Below are 17,213 nucleotides of genomic sequence, written 5' to 3' on the forward strand. Positions count from 1 at the left end.
GTAAAGGCGGCGGTTTAAACCGCTATATACTGAAATATAAAAATTGACGAGGCAATCATGCCTCGTCAATTTTGATTTACTTAGCCTTTGGCTTCAGTCAAACGGCAGCAAGTGATGCCTTAATATCCCGCTGCATGGCCATCTTTACGACTCTCAGAGGCACCGCGGTAGACTCCAGTTTCGGCATTAAAGCCAATGGCTTGATAACCACCAAAATCCCCTAGCCCATCACGCAGCACATGGCCCTTCTTGATAAGCTCACGGCGGGTTTCCACCGGGAAGCCCGATTCAAGACTGACATAGCCGCCATCTGTCATCACTTCCCCCGTTGGCTCGGTTGAACCCATATGCAAAATTCTGGGGGCATCGCCCGCTTCTTGCAAGTTCATTTTAAAATCAATCAGATTGACAATAATTTGCGCGTGCATCTGTGGCTGGGTTGCGCCGCCCATCACCCCAAAACTCAGCCAAGGTTTACCTTCTTTAGTCACAAAGGCGGGAATAATAGTATGGAATGGACGCTTACCCGGGGCATAGGTGTTGAATCGCCCTTCGGTTAAATCGAACATTTGCCCACGGTCTTGCAGCACAAAGCCAAGGTCTGGCGGTGTCATTCCCGAGCCCATGCCACGGTAGTTACTCTGGATAAGCGACACCATATTGCCGTCTTTATCCGCCGTCGTGAGATACACAGTATCGCCATGTTGCAACGCAGGATTACCCGCATCGACACTCTTAGCGGCCTTATTGAGGTCGATTAACTTAGCGCGATTATAGTTATATTGCTGCGAGATAAGCTCTGTAACCGGGACTTTATTAAAGGCCATATCGGCATAGAACTTAGCCCTGTCGGCAAAGGCGAGTTTCTTCGCTTCGACAAATAAATGCACATACTCAGGGCTATTAAAGCCCATGGCGGCAACGTCGAAGGGTTCCATGGTTTTTAGGATTTGCAGCGCCGCAATCCCTTGGCCATTGGGCGGTAATTCCCACACATCATAGCCACGGTAATTGACCGAAACCGGATCTATCCATTCGCTAGTATGGCTGGCTAAGTCATCATAACTTAGGTAACCACCTTGGGATTTCATATAGTTATCGATGCTTTTAGCAATATCCCCTTTGTAAAAGGCATCGCGGCCGCCCTTGGCTATTTTTTCATAGGTGTTAGCCAGCGCAGGATTTTTAAAGATCTCCCCTACGGCTGGCATCTTACCATTGGGCATATAGGTTTCTTTAAATCCTTGGAATTTAGAGAGTTTTTTACCACTACCCTCTAGATAATAAGCAATCAGTTCTGACACAGGGAACCCATCACGGGCGTAATGAATCGCTGGTGCGAGGTTATCGGCCATAGGCAATTTGCCGAACTTATTGTGCAGCTCGAACCAGCCATCGACGGCGCCGGGTACGGAAACAGGCAGAGGCCCAAGTGGCGGTAGATAATCGAGGCCTAGGGATTTAAGTTTCTCTAAACTCAAGGATTTGGGACTACGACCCGAGGCATTAAGCCCATAGAGGCGTTTATCTTTGGCGCTCCAGACGATAGCAAATAAATCGCCACCGACACCCGAGCCTGTAGGTTCAACTAACCCTAGCATGGCATTAGCGGCAATGGCCGCATCGACCGCACTGCCGCCCTGCTTGAGTATATCGATAGCGACTTGGGTAGCTAAAGGTTGACTGGTCGCCGCCATACCGTGGGTGGCATAGACTTCCGAGCGAGTTGCAAAGGCTTTACCTGTGATCCTATCCATGGCCAACACTCCCGTTGACGACATTAGCGTTGCCACTGTCACTAAGGTGCAAATTGATTTTATTGTTTTTATCATAATTCCTCCAAATCTGAAGGATTAAGGTACCAAGGACAGTCGAAAATATCACCAAGCCAAACCGCTTTTGCTTAAGTTAAACGTAAGCAAAAATGTCATACTTTAGTTGGCGATGGCTGAGGTAAGTCGGTCTAGGATTCAAATAACACTAGGGAATGTGGCTCAGCCGTTAACTCCACTTTTTGACCCACACTGAGCTGCATCATTTGGCTACGCACCTCCACATAATGGGCATGGGAGGCGGCTTCAATTTTGACCCAGTAATGGCAAAAGGCACCGAGAAAACGCCGCTCGGTAATAGTGCCGACACCCTGTTCATCGGCGCTGAGGGCTAATTGCTGCGGGCGTAAAAATACCGTTCCGCTAAACTCGAGCGGCAAAACCAACGGCGTGAGACTGGTTAAATGGCCTATCGGTGTACTAACCCTATGTCCATCTATGACGGCGGCGGGCAAGTAATTACCGCTGCCTAAAAAGTCCGCCACATAGCGGCTATTTGGCGCCGCATACAAGGCTTCGGCGCTGCCGTGCTGCACTATTATGCCTTGATTAAAAACGGCTAAAGTATCAGCAAATACAAAGGCTTCGTCCTTACTGTGGGTCACAAATATCGCGCTGACATTGCGCTGTTTTAGAATGCTGCGGATTTCCGCCATCATCTCGTAACGCACTTGGGCATCGATATTCGAAAAAGGCTCATCGAGTAACAGTAATTGCGGTTCATAGGCTAGCGCCCGCGCAATGGACACCCTTTGCTGTTGGCCGCCAGATAACTCATGGGGATAACGCTTTGCCAAGCCTTCAAGTTTGACTAAGGCTAGCATGTCATCTAAACGTGCTTGGCGCTGCGCCGCTGACAACTTAGCCACGCCAAAGAGAATATTTTCCGCCACGGTTAAGTGGGGAAAAAGCGCATAGTCTTGGAAAATCATCCCAATACCACGCTGCTCGCTGGGCACAAACTGCTTATCAGCACTCACGACACGGCCGTTGATCTGGATTTCGCCTTGGCTAATCACTTGTAGTCCGGCAATCGCCCGTAACAGGGTTGTTTTACCACAGCCACTCGGGCCGAGCAGCGCGAGGATCTCCCCTTGGGCAAGGTCTAAACTCAAGCCTTTGAGCACCTGTTGCCCCTGATAATCACTGTGAACTTGCCTAAGCTTGAGCGTGTTTGACATCAGCTGTGTTGCTCCAAAGAACGGTTTAAATAAAGGAGTGGCACTAGGCCCACGAGTACAATCACTATCGCAGCTAAGGCGCCGTGCTCGAGTTTTTCATCGGACACAAACTGAAAGACATAGGTTGCTAGGTTCTCAAACCCGACGGGGCGCAGTAATAGGGCGGAGGGCAGTTCTTTCATGCTCTCAATAAACACCAGTAAAGCCCCCGCAAACAGTCCCTTGGCAAGTAAAGGAAGATGCACTCTTTGCAGCAACTGCCGTGGGTTTTGCCCCATAGTCAAACTCACCATATCCAGCGACGGTGAAATGCGCTTGTAACTGCTTTCGACGCTACCAATGGCGATAGCGACAAAACGTACGCAAAAGGCAAAAATCAGCGCCATAACACTCCCAGTGAATAACAACCCTGGCCCCTTTACCCCAAAAAGATCCGCCAAATCATTAATCGCAAAGTCGAGCATAGTTAAAGGCACCAGCACGCCAATGGCGAGCACTGTCCCCGGTAGCGCATAACCCGTCGAGGCTAAGCGTGAGGGTAAGGCATCGCTCCCCCTAGGGCTAATACGGCGAATGAACATCAGTAATAACGCCACTAAACAGCAAATTAAGCTAGTGATCAGCGCAAGACTTAAACTATTAAAACTTAAGAGCCAGAAACGAGGGTCCCAACTTTGTTCAAAATAACCAATCGCATAGGATAATAAAATACCAAAGGGTAGAGCAAAAGCTAACAGCAAGAGTAGACCGCAGAAGCTAAGTGCCAGCAGGGTTTGCCCAGTCGAGAGTCGATATAAATCACTGACTCGAATGCGCGACTGTTTTTGAAAGAGCTGCTGTTTACGGCGGGCAAAACGCTCAAATCCAATCAGGCTAAACACCACCAGCAGAATAATCGCCGATAACTTAGCGGCGGCGGTTAAGTTTCCGTAGCCAAGCCAAGTATCGTACACGGCCGTCGTTAAGGTGGGCACCGCAAAATAACTCACAGTGGCAAAATCGGCGGCGGTCTCCATGGCAACTAAGGCAATACCAACGGCGATCGCAGGCCTTGCAATAGGCAAAGAAAGCCGCCAAAAACTCTGCCAAGGTGAACATCCCATGATGCGCGAAGCATGGGCCAAGCTTAAGGATTGTTCGGCAAACGCAGTACGTGCCAGCAAATAAATATAGGGGAATAACACCAGCGACAACATACAGGCCGCGCCGCCTAGGGTGCGAATATCGGGGAAGAAATAATCCTGCGGCGAGTTCCAACCAAACAATGAACGCAGACCGCGCTGCACAGGCCCCGCATAATCGAGTAAATCGGTGTAAACGTAGGCGACAATATATCCGGGCATGGCCAGCGGCAGTAATAGTGCCCACTGTAAATAACGCCGCCCCCAAAATTCACAACGCGCCACCAGCCAAGCGCAGGGCAGCGCGAGCACAAGCGCCCCTACACTCACCCAAAAAATCAGCAATAAACTGTTGATGATATAGGTGGGTAACACAGTTGCCATTAAATGCCCAAATACAGCTTCATCGGGCTGTAGCGCCTGAAATATTAGCGCAAATAAAGGCAACACAAATAATGCACCCATGGCATAACCAGCAAGCGACCAGCTCCTGGCTAATCCTAAAATCATGTCAATCCTTAAAAAAATGGCGCCAATTAATGGCGCACTAATACTCTGCAATCCAGCCTAATTTTATATGTTTAGCAAAAACATAATTAGAGGTCGAACTGCACTTCATCCAACAACTTAACCGCAGCCTGATGATATTCAGCCAATTTAAAGATAGGCAATTGGTCTGACTTAAACTCGCCCCATGAGGCCACTAAGGGTGACGGCGGCACATTCGCCTTTACCGGATATTCCATGTTGACTTCGGCATAGGCTTTTTGAGCAACATCCGCTGATAAAAACTCCATCAATTTGATGGCATTTGCCTTATTAGGTGCATGGCGGGTCAACACCATACCGGACACATTCACGTGGGCGCCGCGATCGGCTTGATTCGGGAAATTAATCACTACCGCCTCTGCCACCGCTTTTTGCTCTGGGTCCTGCAACATATTGCCATAGTAATAACTGTTGCCTAAGGCGATATCACACACCCCTTCTTTCACCGCCGCAATTTGCCCCCTATCGTTCCCCTGGGGTTTACGGGCCAAGTTATCCTTAACGCCCTGCAACCAGGTTTTAGCCTCAGCTTCGCCGTGGTGGGCAATCATAGAGGCAACCAGTGCGACATTGTAGGGATGTTTACCACTGCGGGTACAGATTTTGCCTTTGTATTTAGGATCAGCAAGTTCTTCATAGGTGATTTGCTGCGGCCCTAAACGATCCTTCGCCGTGTAGAGATTTCGGACCCGCATCGTCAAGGCATACCATTGACCTTCAGGATCACGGTATTGTGCCGGGATGTTAGTGTCTAACTGAGGGCTTTTTACCGGAGAGGTGAGATCTTTATCAACCAATTCAACTAGACGTGAGAAATCTGAAGTCAATACTAAATCAGCGGGAGATAATCGACCTTCCCGGACAAGCCGCTCGGCAATGCCATCTTTGGCAAAGACCACATCGACCCTAATGCCCGTTTCTTCGGTAAAGCGAGTCAAGATCGGCTCGACTAAGAAGGCTTGACGGTAAGAATAAACCGTTAACTTATCCTGTGCACTCGCAGAATGTGCAGCGGACATTAACCCAACAAAAACAGCACAAGTGACCCATTTCATTACCGATTTCTCCCCAAGGATATGACATTATTCGCCCGAATTAATCAAGTCTATTAATGATAATAGTTATCAGTTATGTAAGAGTAATTGATAGATAAGACGAGGGCAATACAGAATTTAACTTTTTGTTTTTAAAGCAGTTAAATTCAAAACTGGTGATTATCTCAAATCAAACTAAACTGAACCTTAATTTGCATAAAATGGCGATGGGGAGGCGTTATGTTAACTGTGCTATTGGTTATCGTAGCCGCTCTTACGATATTTGCGCTAGCCAAACTAAGCAAGGGCAAAAAAAGACGTAAACATCATTTGAGGACCCTAAGTTCCAATGGTCGTAATGCTACCAACCCGACTGCTCAAGATCATCGCTTTCACTGCGTCAGCATAGTGAATAAAGGCGATTGCTGTGAGCAAGTCAACGCCCTCACTGGTAAGCGTTTTTTATCGAAAGAAGCGCCAGCACTCCCCATGGAAGAATGCACCATGCCACACTGCGAGTGTCGGTATCAACACTTTGAAGACAGACGCCAGTCAAGCAATGAACGCAGAGTCGACTATGGCGTTACCCGGGAGCTTTTTGGTATTTTTGGTGAGCAAAATCAACGTAATAATTCAAAGGGAAGGCGCACAACGGACTATTGATACGCCTCTAGTGGATTATTGCGGGCGAGTTTCAATAAATGCGGGGAGTTCACGCATCTCACTAAACCAGAGCGCGGTAGCTGGAGCCACTTTTCGCCAATCTAACTCTGGATGCCTAAAATCCACGTAATCCAATAAACAAATTAAGGCCAATTGTGGCGCTTGAATCGTGGCTTGCGTGATCACCTTAAGATGTTCCATCTGCATCAAGCCGCGCAATAGCGCCTGCTCAAACCGCGAAGTCCAAAAGGCCGATCTCACGCCCTCTTCCTCACGCATTTGCTCCTGACGTAATTTGACCGCGCTATCGATAAGCCCTTTTATCATAGAGAAATGACACTGTAATACCCAATTATCCCTATGACCGCCAAACATCTGCAGCTCACCTAACTCAGCATCCAGATAGCGCATAATCACTTCACTATCAAACAGTGGGACACCGTCGTTAGTAATAAGACAGGGGATTTGACCTAATGGATTTGCATCGAGTAATTCTGCGGTGTTTTCAAAGGGATTCACTGTCACTTCTTCAATATCTTTAATGTCTAAATAGCGGATCAGGCTTCTAACGCAGCGGGCATAGGGTGATGCCTGGGAACAGAGCAATTTCATTAATCATTCCTTCTATTTGTTTTAATTTCAGTACTAATTAGCTCATAAAAACCGCAAGGTTTACCAATATTTTTCGACTGTTATCTGCCCTGGGGCACGGCGTAAATTTTTAGTGAGACCTTTATCTACCAATGCCGCCTGAGCGCCATTTATCATGCCGGGATTACCGCAAATCATGACTTGAGAGTCCGCAGCGCACAGGGTTAACCCGACTTTTCGCTCAATCTCCCCAGAGGCTAAACCATCGGGAATGCGGCACTGCAATGCTCCTTCAAAGGGTTCACGGGTCACGCTCAAACACAAACTAAACTGATTGGGATATTGTTGCTCATAGGCCCGCAGTTTATCGAGGTAGGCCAGATCCTTCGCCTCCCTCACACCATACACTAATACAATTTTATCAAAACGTTGCCAAGGTTCATCGGTATCGAGCATAGATAAGAACGGCCCCACGGCAGTACCTGTGGCTAAAAACCACAAATGCCGGCCTTGTAACTCCCCCTTGGGGATTTCATCTAAGGTCATAAAACCCGTTGCTGTTGGGGTGATATCAATTTCATCGCCAATAACAAGGCTTTGTAATTGCGGTGATAATTGCCCATCCTCTACCACAATGGCGAGCACTTCGGCGTAGGCTTTATCGGGGGAATTAACGAGAGAGTAGGCTCTGGCAACGCGTTTATCATCACGCACTTGACTGAGTTTGATAAACTGGCCGGGAATAAAAGGCGCAAGGTCGACGGCAATCCGCAGCGAAAATAACTTATCACTCCAATCAATACGTTCAATAACTCGTCCCCTAGTCCACATAACTTGTCCCCAAGTGAAACGTTAAATAGGTTTCTAGCATAGACTTTTATCGGCATAACAAAAACCCCTTATCAAAAGGGGCTTAAGTTTACCAACCGAGTAATGGCGGAGCTAAGATGCCGTAGATTGTGTCTCATCTGGCTTTTTATTAAAGCTATCCCTAAAGGCTTGCAGCCCTTCCTGCACTAGGCTGTAGGTTTTATCTACACCATCGGCAATGTCTCCCTGCAATACCTTAAGGCCCGACAAAATATCCCTCGCTTCCTGAAAACCGCTATCAATAGCGCCACCAATAATGCCCATAAAACTCTCGAGCTGCTCATCAAAATCCATCCCCGAATTCTGCTGTTGATGAATGCTAAAAAACTGAGTTGCAAAACTCACTATGCGGTCGGCCGTGGCTTCTGGGGATGTATCAACACCATTGTCGTAGGCAGTTTGAATCGCGTTCTCACCCATGGACGGCGCTAATTCTTTGTTGATCGCTTCGATTGCGGCGCGATAGAGTAAGGTCATAGACTCATCGCCAGCCTTGATATTCACATCCTGCTGCGCCGATAGAATCGCTTGGTTCATCAGCTGTTTACTGGTTTGCTGTATGGTCTGTGCAGAAGTCGCCTCAACGGCTTTCGCATTTTTTGAGTCACTTGCTTCATCCCCCTTTACCGCCATATTTTCTGCATACTTTCTATGTGACGCAGGTGTGTGCGGCATATGCGGGGCTTTGTTGATTTCCATGATGGTCATCCATTCAATTTGGGTCGACTTAATTATCGACCAAAAATTAACCAACTTTAGTAATTTTTAGATTTACAGTACCATCATGCCGCAACGCTATGGTAGAAAAGGGATTATAAGATCATTCTCCCTTAACCCATTGCATCAGCCTACCTAAAAGGATGTAACACAATGGCAGCAGACCGCAGTTTACACTTTTTCCACCTTACCGCCTTGGCCGGCATCCTTAGGCGCTTTACCATGTCACCTGCGCTGCTATTGGCCAGTCTGGCGGTATTTATCGGCCTTGGTTTAACTCCGATTAATCATGCTATTGCAGACAACAGGCTGATTATTTTAGTCAGACATGCCGAAAAAGCCGACTCGCCAGCGGCGGACCCGACATTGTCTCCCGCGGGGGAAATACGTGCTACCGCCCTCATTAGTGCCCTAAACCGCACCCCCATATCCCAACTTATTGCGACACAATATCAACGAACACAACAAACACTAACGCCAATAGCCCAAGCCCGCCACTTGCCTGTCACTGTTGTGCCAGCAACCAAAGCGATAGCAGAACATGTGCAGCAAATCATTGAACAAGTGCATGCGGTCAAAGGCAATACCCTCATCGCTGGGCATTCCAATACGGTTCCCCTTATTATCAAAGCCCTTGGGGGACCTGAAATCCCTGCGATAGGCGAAGATGATTACAGCCAACTATTTTTACTCTCCCTCAATGAAGGGCAGCCTGCGAGCCTTATTTCGACTCGCTACGGCCAAGAATAAAGGATAACAAGATGAATGAACTCAATTGGTTTATGTGGGGGCTAGATCTATTCTCTGGGCTCTTTTTGATCCTCATCGGATGCGGTGTACTCGCCATTGTGTACATGTACATTGCCGATAAGATGCAAACGAAACAAGCGGTGAGACACAACTATCCCGTGATAGGTCGTTTTAGATATCTATTCGAAAAACAAGGTGAATTTTTTAGACAATACTTTTTTGCCCAGGACAGGGAGGAGTTGCCCTTTAACCGCGCCGAACGAAGCTGGGTGTACCGCGCAGCCAAAAATGTGGATAGAACCATCGCCTTTGGCTCGACACGTCCCTTGGATAGTGCCGGCACTATTATGTTTATGAATACCGCCTTCCCTACCCAAGATGAAGATATCACGCCCATTCATCCACTCACGATTGGTAGCCACTGTCGCCATCCCTACACAACACAGGCCATCTGCCATATTTCAGCGATGAGCTTTGGCGCACTATCACGCCCAGCAATCACCGCCCTTTCCCATGGCGCAGCGCAGGCGGGTTGTTGGCTTAACACGGGTGAAGGCGGCTTGAGCCCCTATCATCTGAAGGGTGGCTGCGATCTGGTCTTTCAAATTGGCACGGCCAAATACGGCGTACGTAACGAACACGGCCATTTAGACGATGAAAAACTGAAGACCATAGCGGCACATCCCGAAGTCAAAATGTTCGAAATTAAAATGAGCCAAGGGGCTAAACCCGGTAAAGGAGGCATATTACCCGGCCTTAAAGTGACCGAAGAAATCGCCCACATTCGCGGCATCCCCCAAGGGCAGGACTCTATCAGCCCCAATGGCCACATCGAATTTAAAAATGTAGGGGATATTCTGGACATGATAGCCAGGGTACGGGAGGTCACAGGTAAACCGACAGGCATTAAAGCCGTACTCGGCGACGTTCAATGGCTCGACGATTTGTGCGATGAAATCGAGCGCCGCGGTGAGGATTCAGCACCCGACTTTTTTACCTTAGACAGTGCCGATGGCGGCACCGGAGCCGCGCCGCAACCGCTGATGGATTATGTTGGTTTACCACTGAAGGAAAGCCTACCTATTCTGGTTAACATTTTAATCCAAAGAGGATTGCGTAAACGCATTAAAGTTATTGCCTCCGGTAAACTTATCGTGCCTTCACGGGTGGCTTGGGCGTTAGCGTTAGGTGCCGATTTTATCGCATCGGCCCGTGGTAATATGTTTGCCCTCGGCTGTATCCAAGCCTTGCAGTGTAATAAAGATACTTGCCCAACGGGCATCACTACCCACAATAAGAAACTCCAACAAGGCTTAGATCCTAGGGATAAGTCGACCCGAGTGGCCAATTATAATCATAATTTACACCACGACTTAGCGTTGATCGCCCATTCCTGTGGCGTCAGCGAACCAAGGCAACTTAAGCCCACACATGTACGAATCGTGCTCGATAGCGGCCTGTCACTTTCCCTCGACAAATACTATTCGCACATAAATCAATAGCGCTAGGGCCCGTACTAGCGGGCTGCTACTACTTTTGTCTATACTGACTGAGGTAAGGTATATTTGAATGCATATCACAAAAGAGGTAAGATCTGTGAAGTAAGCATTAATCGAATGTCTTAACGGTACAGAAATTTAAGGAAACACTTTTGAATTCAAGCTATGTAGGCCAACTGCCAGTCAGTAAAACTGTAAGCACGAGCTGTAAGAGCTGTAATCGCTTGACCGAAATCGAAGGCGAGCTGGTGTGTTTTCGTGAAGGCCAAATTATTCGGCTCACCCTCATCGAGGAATCGACAGCAAAATTAAATTTGTTGTGCGAGGGTTGGAAGGCGAACAAAATAAAGGGAATATGGTAAACCAATATTCCCTTTCATCCTGTGTATCAATAACTTATACGTTAAATTTTTCCCCACGCTAACATATTCCCTGAGCACTGCCCTGATAAGCACCCGCCTCACGAATTATGCCACCCAAATTCATGTCTTGATTGAATTTGGCCAAGGTCAGACGCCGAGTCGTCACCTTCAATCCCGCATTGAGCTCTGCGTGAATTCGCAGAAGGGAGTCATAGTCAACACCGCGTTTTTTTAAGGTCGCCATAATAGCAAACCAATCTGTGTCGACCTTTTCCTCTTTGCCTTCAATATTGACTCTTAACGTCATATTCTCCATGCAATGCACCTCTTATAATTGTTAGATATTTGAGTATAGTGAGGCGAAGCTGAATAAAGACTGAACTATTAATGGTCTAAAGGCGTTTCTGATTGCTCATTTTGTATCCGCCACAATTTGGCATATAAGCCATCCTTCGCCAATAGCGCTGTGTGGTTTCCCTGCTCGACTATCTCTCCCTGACTCAAGACAACAATCTGATCCGCATCTATGATGGTCGAGAGTCTATGGGCAACAACCAGACTGGTGTGGCCCTTGGCGACTTCCCGTAATGCCGACAAGATAGCCTGCTCAGAACGGCTATCAAGGGATGATGTTGCCTCATCAAACACCAACACGGGTGAGCCTTTTAAAATCGCCCGCGCAATGGCAACTCGCTGTTTTTCCCCACCCGAAAGCTTTAAACCACGCTCGCCCACTTTGGTATCCCACCCCTGGGAAAGTGATGCGATAAACTGCTCTAAATGCGCAAGTTTAATGGCATTTCGCACTTCTTCATCGCTTGCGCTGGGGCGGCCATAACGAATATTTTCAACTAGAGAATCATTAAATAGCACAGTGTCCTGCGGCACTATTGCGATGGCGCGGCGCAATGCATCCTGGGTAAGATGACGAATATCCTGTCCGTCTATCCTAATAGCTCCCCTATCCACATCGTAAAATCGGAACAATAACTTAATCAGCGTCGACTTCCCGGCTCCGCTATCCCCCACTACGGCGACTTTTTTCCCCGCTGCCACTTTGAAGCTGACATCCCGCAAAATTTGCCTGTCATCATAGCTAAAGTTAACATTTTCGAAGCAAAGCTCGCCCTTAGAGGGTTGAAAATCTAAGGCGTCCGTCGAATCAACAATGCTAGGATGTTTATCCAACAGGCCAAACATGCGTTCAATATTTGCGAGAGCTCCACGAATTTCGCGATAGACAAAACCTAAGAAGTTCAACGGCATAAAGAGTTGCATCATAAAGGCATTGATCAGCACAAAATCCCCTAAGGTCATTTCGCCATAGGTCACTTTATAGGCCGCTAGTGCCATCATAGCCGTCATCGCCAGCGCAATAATCAAGGCTTGCCCGCCATTGAGCGCAAATAAAGATAAACGGTTTTTACGCTTAGCGACCTCCCACTGTTCGAGCGCTTGATCGTATCGAGCCGATTCATACTGCTCATTATTGAAATACTTTACGGTTTCATAGTTCAGCAAACTGTCGATGGCACGGGTATTAGACAGCGAATCGGCTTTGGCCGCATCGCGCACATATTCAGTGCGCCACTCGGTTGCGATAATAGAAAACAAGATGTAAGCCAATACGGAGAAGAAAGTGATCGCCGCAAAGGCAATGCCGTAATTAAAGAAGAAGATGCCGATGACCATGGCAATCTCCAATAACGTTGGCACTATATTGAACACCATAAAACGCATCAAAAAGCTCACACCACTAGTGCCGCGCTCGATATCACGGGATAAACCGCCGGTTTTACGTTCCAGATGAAAATCCAAATCGAGTCGGTGCAAGTGATCGAATACGGCAAGACCTAAACGTCGAATAGCGCGCTCCGTGACACGGCCAAATAAAGTGTCACGGATCTCCCCCGTAATCGCCGTCAATAATCGCACTGCACCATAGGCTAAGACTAAACCAACGGGCACACTGAGGGCCTGCGCCGTTTTATCCGCATCTAAGGTATCGACTAAATTTTTAAGAATGAAGGGAAGTCCAACACTGGCCAGTTTTGCGACCACAAGACAGGACATAGCGAGGATGATGCGACCTTTGTATTCAAGTAAATAGGGCCAAAGCAACTTGAGCACATGCCAGTTGAGTTTATCGACCGGACCTTCAAAGTATAATGTGGGGCGCATATGTCTTCACCTTTACTGAGTTAGGGCAATTGTAACAGCAGACGGCGATATTAAGCGAAGTCAATTAAGCAAAGTTTGAATAAAATCAATCAGATTAATCTGACAGACCTAGAGCTTTCCATTAGGTAAAATTTACCTTCAACAGTGATAAAAATGTCATGCTTATGACTTATAATCCCAATCCTACTCCGAAGAATAAAAAACAGGGTAGAGGCAGATTTTATCGGTATGAAGCACGTTAAAATAGGTCGTAACATTAGGGTTTCTAGAGTTGATTATTTTTTCTGTTTTACCCAAAATGCCCTAGGGAAAAGAGATGTAAAATTGCAGCATTAGCGAGGCTCTGAATATTTGTTAGTATGATGAAAAATCTGTAAACATCTATCCCAAAATAACATTAAGATTATTCAATTAAATCAAGGTCAAAGGAAGCTTTATGTTGGATTCCGCTAAAGTTCAATACCCACCATTACCACTCATCCAAACTTGGGTGTGGATGATGATAGAATCAGGTAATCCAGAGATTCAGGATAAAGGTCGCAATAACCTGATTGCTGCCTTTGGCAGCTTAGCCAAAGCTAACGAATATTTAGCCGAAATGAGCAATAAATAATAAAAATAAAGGCGCTAAAATAGCGCCTTTGCTTTTATGCCGCGAAGCGATAATTACACCTCGATCAGTCGAATGACTTACCGCGACGGCGCTCCACAATGCTCTGATTTAACACGGCAAGAAGACGCTCTGTGTCTTCCCAACCGATACAGGCATCGGTAATGCTCTGGCCATAGCATAATGCTTGGCCTTCCACGAGTTCCTGTCGCCCTTCCACTAAATGGCTTTCAACCATTACCCCAAAAATCGCTCGATTGCCAGCACCGATTTGTTCGGCCACATCCTGTGCCACCACCATTTGGCGCTGATACTGCTTACTGCTATTGGCATGGCTAAAATCGATCATTATGTTGTCGGCAAGCTTAGCTCTTTGCAGTTGTTCGCTGATCTGAGCTACATGCGGTGCACTATAGTTAGGCTCCCGGCCACCACGCAAAATAATATGGCAATCGGGATTGCCCTTAGTCGAGACGATGGCAGAATGGCCAAACTTAGTGACTGACAGAAAATGATGTGGTGCATTAGCGGCTCCGATCGCATCGATCGCCACTTTTATCGTACCGTCCGTACCATTCTTAAAGCCCACGGGGCAGGAAAGCCCAGAGGCTAATTCACGGTGTACCTGAGACTCAGTCGTGCGCGCACCTATGGCTCCCCAGCACATCAGATCTGCCACGTATTGCGGCGTGATCATATCGAGAAACTCACCGGCGGTAGGCATACCACAGTCGTTTAAATCGACTAATAATTTTCGGGCGGTGCGTAAGCCATCGTTGAGTTTAAAGCTGTTATCCATATAGGGATCATTAATTAATCCCTTCCAACCGACTGTCGTTCTTGGCTTTTCAAAATACACCCGCATCACGATTTCGAGTTGATCTTGATAACGCTCCCGCAGTGCGACGAGGCGCTGGCCATATTCCAGTGCGGCTTTAGGATCGTGAATGGAGCAAGGCCCAATAACAACTAAGAGGCGATCATCCTGTTTAGCAAGAATATTGTGTATGCTTTGACGCGCGTTAAACACAGTTGCAGAGGCTTTTTCGGAAGCAGGAAATCGTTCTAGAATCGCAATCGGGGGAAGTAACTCTTTTACTTCTTTAATGCGAACGTCATCGTTTTGGTAATACATAATTTACTGCTCCAACTCTGGTGTTTTAGGCTATTTTTTATCGCTGCTATATTGGATCTCAACTGCAATACTGAGTTCAATTTATCCAGTCTGCCGCGTTAATGCAACCAAGTTGTCTCTATTTCAATAAATCAAATATAACTTATTGTTTTAATATATTTTTAAAAATAATAAATTCAAATATACGACGGTATTCACAGTCTTATTGAACAAAATCGAATACGGCGGGTAAAAATCATCGGCGGGAATATCTACTCAAGTGAATAGCATCAGCTCTAGCCACAATCTAGCCACAAAGTGCACTAGAGCGATTTTTGCGGTAAGTCTCATTCAACGAAAAATAAAGTGACAAGGGCTAATGCCGTTTCATCGCCTGTAATTTTGCCTGATAGCGGTGTTTATCTGTCTCATCAGCGCTCAATGCCATGGCTTTTTCCATATTGAGCTTAGCGCGTTTCTCATCCCCTAACGCCCAGTACGTTTGGGAAAGGCCAAAGAAAAACTCATGGCGATAATCCGCCCGCGCAAGCGCCCTTTGATACCAAGCCAAGGCTTCATCATATTGATGCTCATCAAAGGCTTGCTGCGCCATATCATAGTAGTAATAGGGATTGCGAATTCGCGCCAACTCAAGCACCTTATGGACTTCAGCCCATTCATCTAAGCGGCCTTGGTTCCCTAAAATTACCGCTAAGTTATAGAGTGTTGTCATATTATTCGCATCGAATTTTAGCGCGTAGCGATACACTTGCTCGGCACGCTTTTCATCTCCTCTATGCCGATAAATAACCGCCAACGTATTGAATGCTGGTACAAATTTCCCCTCTTTTAAACCGGCTTTAATCAGAGCATAGGCTCGGTCTAAATCACCACTCACTAGGGCTTCTGCGGCCATATTATTGTAAAACATGGTAATTAACGTCTGCCGATTAATTTGGGTTTTATCGTATCCCCGCAAAGCCCGTTCCGGCATAAAATCAACGAGTATGGCACGGGATGAGACATACACAGTGTGCGTATTTGCCGGTGGCAGTAAACGTAGATTCACATGGCCATTGATCAGATAAAAATCCCCTTGCTTATCCCACACAGGCTCAATGGCAATATCTTGAAACTCGGTCTCAATATTAAAAATATCCGCCAAGGCCGAGGTCATCACCACCAGCGACATGCAGTTACCCGCCCGCTGAGCGTAGGTTTCACTGGCGACTTGTGTCAGGTTATCTTGATATCGGAAATCACGCTGGGCACTGGTTTGATTGGCATTAATATAGTTGGCCAGCCATTCATGCGCGGCCAGAGTGTTAGTGTGGGATAGGCTATATCGTTCGAATGCACGCCTCACTTCAACCACGGCATCCGAAGGTAAATAGAAAATGTCCTCGGCTGATGGAATGCCTGTCACTGGCGCAAAAAGGTTATCGGCGAACAAAGATTCGACTTCATCGGCCTTGGGCACGGCAGGGCTTGAGCTACATGCCCACAATTGGCAAAGCAATAGGCCATAAATGGCACTCGAATAGACGGCTCGGAATAGTGTCGACATACATCCTCCCAGACCATACGCTCTTTATTGAGCTTATTACATATGGCGAGAAAGGCGTTGTAAAATGGTTACAAAAAGTAAACATTCTTAAAAACCGTAGGGCAAACAGTCGAATTCAGAGTCAAACCTCACCCTGCTTGGCTGTTTACGCGGTTTAAGTTGCTCAAGCTCGGCTATTTTTGAGGATTATCGACCTTAATATAGACTTCACGCTGCTGATAATCATAGGGACGATAGCTGTTTTCACCACAGGTGTAATAACGATAGGGTCGCATCTGCGGTATACAACCTATGGGCAGTGCCTGCAGGATCTGAATTTGTTCCTGCCTTCTAAGTGACTCCTGCCACTCAAAATCCTTCAGCACTTGATCGCGCACGGCAAAGGCATCGAAATGTTCGCTAGAACGCGTTACCACCACTTCACCGGCCAATACTGGTACGCAAAAACAACCTCCAATAACGACCGAGAGTCCCAATTGACGCACTTTGCCTGTAAATAAGCCCATAGGTCACTCCTTAATGGATAACAAAAACGCCGCTTTGGAAGGATCAAAAAAGCAGAGCACTAGGCT

17 protein-coding genes are annotated in these 17,213 nt (G+C 47.0%); 5 read left to right on the forward strand and 12 right to left on the reverse strand.

Features of this window, described 5'->3' with window-relative positions:
* Positions 1–119: 119 nt before the first annotated feature.
* The 4 genes from ggt to JFT56_RS16340 all read right to left on the reverse strand — a co-directional run bounded on the left by ggt (position 120) and on the right by JFT56_RS16340 (position 5,738).
* A complete protein-coding gene (gene ggt, locus JFT56_RS16325) occupies positions 120–1,832 on the reverse strand; it encodes a gamma-glutamyltransferase (RefSeq protein WP_198781053.1) in 1,713 nt (570 codons plus the stop codon).
* Between the two features lie 131 nt (positions 1,833–1,963).
* Complete coding sequence (locus JFT56_RS16330) at positions 1,964–3,013, reverse strand: ABC transporter ATP-binding protein (protein WP_198781054.1); 1,050 nt, start codon at positions 3,011–3,013, stop codon at positions 1,964–1,966.
* Entirely contained in the window at positions 3,013–4,644 is a 1,632-nt protein-coding gene (locus JFT56_RS16335; protein WP_198781055.1) for an ABC transporter permease, read from the reverse strand. The genes JFT56_RS16330 and JFT56_RS16335 overlap by 1 nt, the downstream gene beginning before the upstream one ends.
* A gap of 86 nt (positions 4,645–4,730) precedes the next feature.
* Complete coding sequence (locus tag JFT56_RS16340) at positions 4,731–5,738, reverse strand: Fe(3+) ABC transporter substrate-binding protein (protein ID WP_198781056.1); 1,008 nt, start codon at positions 5,736–5,738, stop codon at positions 4,731–4,733.
* 219 nt (positions 5,739–5,957) lie between these two features.
* On the opposite strand from JFT56_RS16340, the gene JFT56_RS16345 reads away from it, so the two are divergent.
* Positions 5,958–6,380, forward strand: coding sequence for a hypothetical protein (locus JFT56_RS16345; protein ID WP_198781057.1), 423 nt, complete (start codon positions 5,958–5,960; stop codon positions 6,378–6,380).
* A gap of 15 nt (positions 6,381–6,395) precedes the next feature.
* On the opposite strand, the gene JFT56_RS16350 is transcribed toward JFT56_RS16345, so the two are convergent.
* The 3 genes from JFT56_RS16350 to JFT56_RS16360 form a co-directional block, all read right to left on the reverse strand.
* Positions 6,396–6,992 (reverse strand): glutathione S-transferase N-terminal domain-containing protein, encoded by a 597-nt coding sequence (locus JFT56_RS16350; protein ID WP_198781058.1) that lies wholly within the window; start codon positions 6,990–6,992, stop codon positions 6,396–6,398.
* 60 nt (positions 6,993–7,052) lie between these two features.
* On the reverse strand, positions 7,053–7,802 hold the full coding sequence (locus JFT56_RS16355) for a ferredoxin--NADP reductase (RefSeq protein ID WP_198781059.1): 750 nt from the start codon (positions 7,800–7,802) through the stop codon (positions 7,053–7,055).
* Positions 7,803–7,913: 111 nt separating this feature from the next.
* The gene (locus JFT56_RS16360; RefSeq protein ID WP_198781060.1) at positions 7,914–8,540 is read right to left on the reverse strand and encodes a DUF5610 domain-containing protein; all 627 of its coding nucleotides are present in this window, start codon (positions 8,538–8,540) and stop codon (positions 7,914–7,916) included.
* A 240-nt stretch (positions 8,541–8,780) separates the two neighbouring features.
* Here JFT56_RS16360 and JFT56_RS16365 point away from each other — a divergent pair, with 240 nt between their 5' ends.
* The 3 genes from JFT56_RS16365 to JFT56_RS19950 all read left to right on the forward strand — a co-directional run bounded on the left by JFT56_RS16365 (position 8,781) and on the right by JFT56_RS19950 (position 11,169).
* Positions 8,781–9,308, forward strand: a complete 528-nt coding sequence (locus tag JFT56_RS16365) for a histidine phosphatase family protein (protein WP_420136029.1) — start codon at positions 8,781–8,783, stop codon at positions 9,306–9,308.
* Positions 9,309–9,319: 11 nt separating this feature from the next.
* On the forward strand, positions 9,320–10,810 hold the full coding sequence (locus tag JFT56_RS16370) for an FMN-binding glutamate synthase family protein (protein ID WP_198781062.1): 1,491 nt from the start codon (positions 9,320–9,322) through the stop codon (positions 10,808–10,810).
* 149 nt (positions 10,811–10,959) lie between these two features.
* Positions 10,960–11,169: a hypothetical protein gene (locus JFT56_RS19950; protein WP_233095530.1), complete on the forward strand. Its 210-nt coding sequence runs from the start codon at positions 10,960–10,962 to the stop codon at positions 11,167–11,169.
* Between the two features lie 58 nt (positions 11,170–11,227).
* Here the strand turns inward: JFT56_RS19950 and JFT56_RS16375 are convergent, their stop codons facing one another.
* Both JFT56_RS16375 and JFT56_RS16380 read right to left on the reverse strand, forming a co-directional pair.
* A complete protein-coding gene (locus tag JFT56_RS16375) occupies positions 11,228–11,485 on the reverse strand; it encodes a hypothetical protein (protein ID WP_198781063.1) in 258 nt (85 codons plus the stop codon).
* 68 nt (positions 11,486–11,553) lie between these two features.
* Complete coding sequence (locus JFT56_RS16380) at positions 11,554–13,350, reverse strand: ABCB family ABC transporter ATP-binding protein/permease (protein WP_198781064.1); 1,797 nt, start codon at positions 13,348–13,350, stop codon at positions 11,554–11,556.
* 436 nt (positions 13,351–13,786) lie between these two features.
* On the opposite strand from JFT56_RS16380, the gene JFT56_RS16385 reads away from it, so the two are divergent.
* Positions 13,787–13,963, forward strand: coding sequence for a hypothetical protein (locus JFT56_RS16385; protein ID WP_198781065.1), 177 nt, complete (start codon positions 13,787–13,789; stop codon positions 13,961–13,963).
* Positions 13,964–14,027: 64 nt separating this feature from the next.
* On the opposite strand, the gene aroG is transcribed toward JFT56_RS16385, so the two are convergent.
* The 3 genes from aroG to JFT56_RS16400 all read right to left on the reverse strand — a co-directional run bounded on the left by aroG (position 14,028) and on the right by JFT56_RS16400 (position 17,147).
* Positions 14,028–15,095, reverse strand: coding sequence for a 3-deoxy-7-phosphoheptulonate synthase AroG (gene aroG / locus JFT56_RS16390; RefSeq protein WP_198781066.1), 1,068 nt, complete (start codon positions 15,093–15,095; stop codon positions 14,028–14,030).
* Between the two features lie 355 nt (positions 15,096–15,450).
* On the reverse strand, positions 15,451–16,641 hold the full coding sequence (locus JFT56_RS16395; protein WP_198781067.1) for a tetratricopeptide repeat protein: 1,191 nt from the start codon (positions 16,639–16,641) through the stop codon (positions 15,451–15,453).
* A gap of 173 nt (positions 16,642–16,814) precedes the next feature.
* Positions 16,815–17,147 carry a hypothetical protein gene (locus JFT56_RS16400; protein ID WP_198781068.1) on the reverse strand — a complete coding sequence of 111 codons (333 nt, stop codon included), beginning with the start codon at positions 17,145–17,147 and terminating at the stop codon, positions 16,815–16,817.
* Positions 17,148–17,213: the final 66 nt, after the last annotated feature.

Source organism: Shewanella putrefaciens (assembly GCF_016406305.1).
GTDB classification, from domain to species: Bacteria; Pseudomonadota; Gammaproteobacteria; order Enterobacterales; family Shewanellaceae; genus Shewanella; species Shewanella putrefaciens_C.